1 protein-coding gene is annotated in these 8,100 nt (G+C 68.6%); it reads right to left on the reverse strand.

Going from position 1 to position 8,100, the window contains the following annotated elements; genetic code table 11:
- On the reverse strand, window positions 1–8,100 hold an 8,100-nt coding region (locus NS4_RS30720), incomplete at both ends, for a non-ribosomal peptide synthetase (protein ID WP_157106340.1).

An 8,100-nucleotide genomic window follows, 5' to 3' on the forward strand; every position in this document is an offset into this window, starting at 1 on the left:
GGCACGCTCGGCCTCGTCCAGGATCTCGATCGACCCCAGCGCGATATCCGGATCCGCGGCCACCGCGGTGAGCAACCGCCGGAACCGGGTGATCATCGTCCGGACGGTCGCCTCGTCGAACAGTTCGGTGGCGTAGTTCAGGAACAGCGTCATCCCGCCGGACCCGTTCTCGGCCAGTGTGAACTGCAGATCGAACCGGGCCACGTCTTCCACGAGCTCCAGCCCGGAGACCTCCAGACCGGCCAGCTCCAGCACCGGCTGCTCATTGTTCTGCAGCGACAGCGCCACCTGGAACAACGGATTGCGGGCCTGTGAACGCTCCGGCGCCAGCAGATCCACCAGCCGCTCGAACGGCACATCGGCATGACCGAACGCGTCCAGATCGACCTGCCGCGCCCGATCCACCAGATCGGCGAACGACTCACCGGAACCGACACTCGTCCGCAGCACCAGCGTGTTCACGAACATGCCGACCAGATCGTCCAGGGCACGCTCACCACGACCCGCGATCGGCGTACCCACCGCGATATCGTCCGAACCCGACAACCGCGCCAGCAGCGCCGCCAACGCCGCGTGCAGCACCATGAACATCGACGCGCCCCGGCCGCGCGCCAGACCGTCCAGGCCCCGCATCAATTCAGCGGACAGCTCACCGCTGACCGTCGCGCCGCGCATCGAGGCCACCGCCGGACGCGGCCGGTCCAGGGGCAGCGCCAGCTCATCGGGGACACCGTCGAGGGTGCGCTGCCAGAACGCGATCTGGCGTGCCAGCGGCGACGTCGGATCTTCCTCGGCGCCCAGCACCTGCCGCTGCCACAGCGTGTAGTCGGCGTACTGGACCGGCAGCGGCGCCCAGCCCGGTTCGAGATCCCGGGCCCGCGCCGCGTACGCGGTCATCACGTCCCGGGCCAGCGGCGCCATCGAGAAACCGTCACCGGAAATGTGGTGCACGACGACCACCAGCACGAATTCCCGCGGCGTCAGCTCGAGCAACCGAGCCCGCAACGGCGGCGCCACGGACACGTCGAAACCGACACCCACGAACTCCGCTACCGCGGCGGACAGCTCGTCCGCGGTGACCGCGACCGTTTCCAGCCGGAGATCGACCTGCTCGGCGGGCACGACCAGCTGCACCGGTACCCCGGAGCGCTCCGGGAAGTAGGTGCGCAGCGATTCGTGACGCCGCAACACATCGCCCAGGGCCGCCCGCAGCGCCGCCACATCCAGTTCGCCCGAGAGCCGGATCGCCATCGGCAGGTTGTAGGCCACCGACGAGGTGTCGTACTGGTTCAGGAACCACATCCGCTGCTGCGCGTACGACAACGGCACCAGCTCGGGCCGGGTACCGGCCGCCAGCGCCGGCCGCGCCTTCTCACCGGCCTGCTCCACCCGCACGGCCAACGCCGCCACCGTCGGCGCCTCGAACAGCGCGCGCACCGTCACCTGGGTACCGAGCGCGGCTCCGATCCGGGCCGCGACCTGGGTCGCGACCAGCGAGTTGCCACCCAACTCGAAGAAATCATCGTCCGTACCGACCCGCTCGAGACCGAGCACCTCGGCGAACGTCGATGCCACGACCTCCTCGATCGGGGTGGACGGCGCCCGGAACACCCGCGCCTCGAATACCGGCGCCGGCAGCAGTTTGCGGTCCAGCTTCCCGGCAGCGTTCATCGGGAACGCGTCGAGCACCATGAAGGCGGCGGGCACCATATAGGCCGGCAGTTCGGCGCGCAGTGCGGACTTCACCGCCTCGACATCGATCGCCCGGCCGGTTTCCGGAACGAGATAGGCCACCAGCTGGTCACCTGTGTGCTCGTCGGCGCGCATGACAACGACGGCCTGGGCGATCTCGTCCACACCGATCAACGCCGACTCGATCTCGCCGAGCTCGATCCGCAGACCGCGCAGCTTCACCTGGAAGTCGGTGCGGCCCAGATATTCGAGTTCGCCGTCGAAATTCCAGCGCGCCAGGTCGCCGGTCCGGTACATCCGTACGCTCGTGCCGAACGGGTTCGCCACGAAGCGGTCGAAGGTCAGGTCGGGGCGATCCACGTACCCCCGCGCCAGCTGCGCGCCGGCCACATAGAGTTCGCCCGGTACACCCGGCGGGACCGGGCGCAACCGGCCGTCCAGCACGTAGGCCTGGGTGTTGAACGCCGGAACGCCGATCGGCACCGAGACCGTATCGGCTTCGGTCACCTCGTGGAAGATGAGGTCGACCGTGGCCTCGGTGGGCCCGTACAAGTTGTCCAGCCGGGCATTGGTCAGCTGCCGCAACCGTCGCGGAAGGTCGACGGGCAGCGCCTCACCACCGACCACGATATGGCGCACGCTCGACCATGCCTCGGGGCCGGTATCGGCCATGATCACCGACAACATCGACGGTACGAACTGCACCGTCGTCACCCCTTCTGAGGCGATGATCCCGGCGAGATAGGCGGGGTCGCGGTGTCCGTCCGGGCGGGCGATGACGAGCCGGGCGCCCACCTGCAACGGCAGGAAGAATTCGGGGACCGACGCGTCGAAGGTGACCGTACCGCGCTGCAGCATGACATCGGCCGCGCCCATCCCGTAGCGCGCGTGTGCGGCCACCAGGTAGTTCACGATCGCCTTGTGCGCCACCGCGACACCCTTGGGGCGACCGGTGGAGCCGGAGGTGAAGATCACGTACGCGGTGTTGCCCGAGCGCAGGGGCCGCAGCCGGTCCGCATCGGTGAGCGGGGCGTCCGAGAACTCGGACAGGTCCAGCCGATCGATCCGCAGCTGCCGCTCGATCACCGGGTCCAGGTCCGCACCGGAGGTGAGCACGCATACCGGATGCGCCGTGTCGAGGATGTGTCCGAGCCGTTCCACCGGCTGATCCGGATCCAGCGGTATGTAGGCGCCGCCGGCCACGACGACCGCGTACATACCGACGACGAGGTCGAAGGAACGCTGCATACCCAGCGCCACATACACCTCGGGCCCGACGCCCATCTCCACGAGCCGGCGGGCCAGCCGATGTACCCGGCCCGCGAACTCGGCGTAGGACAGATTCGTCCCCTCGAAGGTCAGCGCGATCTCGTCCGGTGTCCGGGCGACCTGCGCCTCGAACAGCGAAACCAGGGTGGCGGTGGCATTGCCGGGAGTCTCGGTGAGCGCGGTCTCCACCGGGAAATCCGTCGCATTCCAGCGATCGAGCACCAGGGCTCGTTCGGCCGGAGCCATGAGCTCGATATCCCCGACCGGTACCGTCGCGTCCGCGATCACCGCGCGCAGCACCCGCACGAAACGCCGGCCGAACTCGGAAACGAAGTCCTCGTCGAACAGATCTGTGGCGTACAGGATCTCGGCATCCATGCCCGATCCGCCGTCGACCGCGTCGCTCATGGTGAGCGACATATCGTATTTGGTGGTCGGCAGATCGACACCGAGCCCGGTCATCGTCAGACCCGGCAGTTCCAGCCGGGTGTCGCCCAGGTTCTGGAACGCGAGCATCACCTGGAACAGCGGCTGTCGCGACTGGGAACGGACCGGATTGAGGGCTTCGACCAGCCGCTCGAACGGCACGTCGGCATGCGCGAACGCGGCCAGATCACGATCGCGCACATGGGCGAGCAGCTCGGTGAAGGGCGCGCCGATATCGACTCGGGTCCGCAACACCAGCGTGTTGACGAACATGCCGATCAATTCGTCGAGCACTCGCTCGCCGCGACCGGCGACCGGGATACCGATGGCGATATCGTCGGTACCGCTGAGGCGGGCCAGCAAAGTGGCGAACGTGCTGTGCACGAGCATGAACAATGTGACGCCCTGCGCCTGGGCGACCCGGTTCAACTCGTCGATCACCTCACCGGGCACCACGAACCGGTGCGTCGCCGCACGTTCGCTGGCGACCGCCGGCCGGGGTCGGCTGGACAACCGCAGCTCGTCGGGCAGTTCGTCCAGTTCGGCCCGCCAGAAGTCCAGCTGCTGGGAGACCAGCGACGCCGGATCGTCGTCGGAGCCGAGAACATCGCGCTGCCACATCGCGTAGTCGATGTACTGCACGGCCATCGGTTCCCACTCCGGGGCCGAGCCGGCCAACCGCGCCGCGTACGCGATCATCAGGTCACGGCTCAGCGGTCGCATCGAGAAGCCGTCGGCGGCGATATGGTGCACCACACCGGCCAGCACGTGGTCGTTCTCGGTCAGGCGATAGACCCGCAGCCGAACCGGCAGTTCGGTGGTCAGATCGAAGCCGCGGACGACGAAGTCGGCGATGGAAGCCAGGAGTTCGGCACTGAGCTCGGCGCCCGACACCGCGGCCCGATGCGATTCGAGGACCTCCACCTCCGGAACAGCGCGGTCCGGTGGCAGCACCTGCTGGTAGCCGACGCCCTCGTGGGAGGGGTAGATGGTGCGCAGGGATTCGTGGCGGGCGATCACATCGCCCACCGCCTGCAACAGCATCGCCATATCGACCGTGCCGGTGAGCCGCAACACGATCGGAATATTGTCGACCGCGGACTCCGGTTCGAACCGGTTGAGGAACCAGATCCGCTGCTGTGCCTGCGACAGCGGCGGGCGTTCGGGCCGGGGACGCGCGGCGAGCACCGGACGCCCACCGGCACCGGCCTGCTGTTCCACCCGGGCCGCGAGCGCGGCCACCGTCGAATCCTCGAACAGCATCCGCACCGGGACCTGGGTATCGAGTGCGGCGCCGATCCGGGCCGCGACCTGGGTCGCGATCAGTGAGTTGCCACCGAGAGCGAAGAAATCGTCGTCGGCACCGACCCGTTCGGTGCCGAGGACCTCGGCGAAGACCCCGGCCACGATCTCCTCGATCGGGGTCGACGCCGCCCGGGAACCGGCCGATTCGAACACCGGCGCGGGCAGGGCGCGGCGATCCAGTTTGCCGTTGATGGTCAACGGGATCCGGTCGAGCACGACCACTGCCGACGGCACCATGTAGGACGGCACCTGCTGGGCGACACCCTCGCGGATCGCCTCGGTACCGGGCTCGACCGCGGTCTCCGGCACCACATACGCGACGATCCGGTGATCGCCCGGGTTGTCCTCGCGGACGATGACCGCGGCCTGCGCGACACCCGGCTGCGCGAGCACCGCCGCCTCGATCTCACCGAGCTCGATCCGGAACCCGCGCACCTTGACCTGATCGTCGGCGCGGCCGAGGTATTCCAGTTCGCCGAAGCGGTTCCAGCGCGCCAGGTCACCGGAGCGGTAGAGCCGCGTGCCGGAATCGTCCAGCGGGTTCGCCACGAAACGGGCCGCTGTCAGCTCCGGGCGATCCAGGTAACCGCGGGCGAGCTGCCCACCCGCGATGTACAACTCGCCTGTCACCCCGACCGGCACCGGCTGCAGCCGGCTGTCCAGTACGTAGATTTTCAGCCCGGCGATCGCCCGGCCGATCACGCTACCGGTGGCCCCGGCGATGGTCTCCGCGTCCAGCGCGCGGTAGGCCACGTGCACGGTGGTCTCGGTGATGCCGTACATGTTCACCAGCACCGGCGAGGCGGTCTCCCGGTCGCCGATCCGAACGGTGCGTCCGGTCGTACCGTCACCGTGCCGGGCGATCCAATCGGAGAGCCGGCGCAGTTCCAGCGCCTCACCACCGAATACGACGTAGCGCAGGGCCAGCGGACGTTCGGCGTCCGCGGCGCGATCGGCCTCGGCCAGCTGATAGAACGCCGAAGGCGTCTGGTTCAGCACGGTGACCCGCTCGGTGCGCAGCAGTTCCAGGAACTGCTGCGGCGAACGCGAGGTGTAGTAGTCGACAACTACCAGCGTGCCGCCGAAGAGCAGCGGTCCCCACAGTTCCCAGACCGAGAAGTCGAAGGCGTAGGAGTGGAACAGGGTCCACACGTCCTCGGGGCCGAACCCGAACTCGGGCTCGGTATTGGCGAACAGCCGCACCACGGTCCGGTGCGCCACCGCGACGCCCTTGGGACGACCGGTGGACCCGGAGGTGTAGATGACATAGGCGGTGTTGTCCGGACGCAGCGGCGCCAGGCGATCGGCGTCGGTGATCGGGCCGTCGTCGGCGTCCTCGATATCGCCGGCCTCGACGGCGTAGCCGTCCACCACGACCCGGGAGATACCGCCGGGGAGCTCCACCCGCACCGAGGAGTCCAGTACCACGGTCGCGGGACGCGCGTCCTGGAGTATGTAGGCGATCCGGTCGGCGGGGGAGTCCGGGTCCACGGGCACGTACCCGGCGCCGGACTTGATCACCGCGAGCAGGGCGACCACCAGATCCAGCGAGCGTGGCAGCAGCACCGCGACCAGGGCCTCGGGCCCGGCGCCCTCGGAGATCAACCGGCGCGCCAGCACATTCGCCCGGCGCTCCAACTCGGCGTAGGTGAGCTGGTCGCTCCCGTACTTCGCGGCGGTCCGGTGCGGATGCTCCCCGGCGGCCGCTTCGAACAGACCGGCCAGGGTGGCCGTCTCCGGGAAATCGACCGGCACGCCGTCGACGGTGAACACACCGGGACCGGCGTCGGCTCGGGATTCCACCCAGCGCTGCGCCACGTCCAGGCGTTCGGAGTCACCGAGCAGGTCGATATCGCCGACCGCCGTCGCCGGCTCCTGGACGATGGCGCGCAGGATACGCAGGAAACGATCGGCGAAATCGGCCACGGTCTCCGGATCGAACAGATCGGTGGCGTATGCCCACTGCATCCGCAGGCCACCGTCGGCGGCACCCTCGGTGCCCACCGTCAGCTGGAGGTCGAACTTCGACTGACCGGTTTCGAAGTCGACGACATCGAGGTCGAGCCCGGGCAGCGACACCGCCGTCATATCCGCCACCGAGGCGGCCTCGAAGGTCAGCACGACCTGGAACAACGGGTGATGCGCCTGGGAACGGCGCGGGTTGAGGATATCGACCAGCCGCTCGAACGGGATATCGGCGTTCGCGAAGGCCGCGAGGTCGGTGCGGCGCACCTCGGCCAGCAGTTCGGCGAACGGCGTATCCGGGGTCACTTCGGTCCGCAGGACCAGAGTGTTGACGAACATGCCGACCAGATCGTCGAGCGCCTGCTCGCCGCGTCCCGCGATCGGGGTGCCGATGCTGATATCGGAACTGTTGGACAACCGGCTCGCCCACGCGGCGAGCGCGGCATGCACCACCATGAACAGAGTTGTGCCGTGCGAGCGGGCCAGACCTTCGAGCGCGGTACGCAATTCCACGTCGACCGAGAAATCGTGGGCGGCACCGGAATTGGACGCGATCTCCGGTCGCGGCCGGTCGGCCGGCAGGTCCAGTTGATCGGGCATATCCCGCAACTGTTCGCTCCAGTAGGCGATCTGCTCGGCGGCCACCGATTCGGGGTCGTCCTCCGAACCCAGCACCTCACGCTGCCACAGCGTGTAATCGGCGTACTGCACCGCCAGGGGTTCCCAGCCGGGGACCACACCGCGGCTGCGGTCACTGTAGGCGACGACGAGATCCCTCAGCAGCGGACGCGGCGAGAAGCCGTCGGCACTGATGTGATGTGCGACGAAGACGAGCACGTGATCATGCTGGTCCAGGCGCAGCAGCGACACCCGGAACGGAAGCTCGGCCATGACATCGAAGAGCACCCCGGCCAGCTCGAGGATGCGGGCGGGCAGTTCCGCCTGGGAGACCGGCTCGGGATCGAGCGCGATATCCACCTCACCCACCGGCAGCACCTGCTGGTGGCCGATACCGTCCACCTCCGGATACACGGTCCGCAGCACCTCGTGCCGCGCCACCAGATCCGAGACGGCCGCGCGCAACGCGTCCACGTCCAGTTCACCGGACAACCGCACCGCCAACGGGATGTTGTAGGCCGCGGACCGGTCGTCGAACCGGTTCAGGAACCACATCCGCTGCTGCGCCAGCGACAACGGCACCCGCTCCGGACGTTCGCGCGGCGCCAGGACCGGCGACCCACCACGACCGGTGGCAGTCTCGGCCGCGGCGGCCAACGCCGTCACGGTGGACGCCTCGAACAGCATCCGCACCGGCACCTGCGCGTCCAGCGCCGCACCGAGGCGGGCGGCGGCTTGGGTCGCGATCAGCGAGTTTCCACCGAGGGCGAAGAAATCGTCATCGGCACCGATCCGCTCGACACCGAGAACGTCGGCGAACACGCT

It is taken from the genome of Nocardia sienata NBRC 100364 (assembly GCF_001613205.1).
Taxonomy (GTDB): domain Bacteria; phylum Actinomycetota; class Actinomycetes; order Mycobacteriales; family Mycobacteriaceae; genus Nocardia; species Nocardia sienata.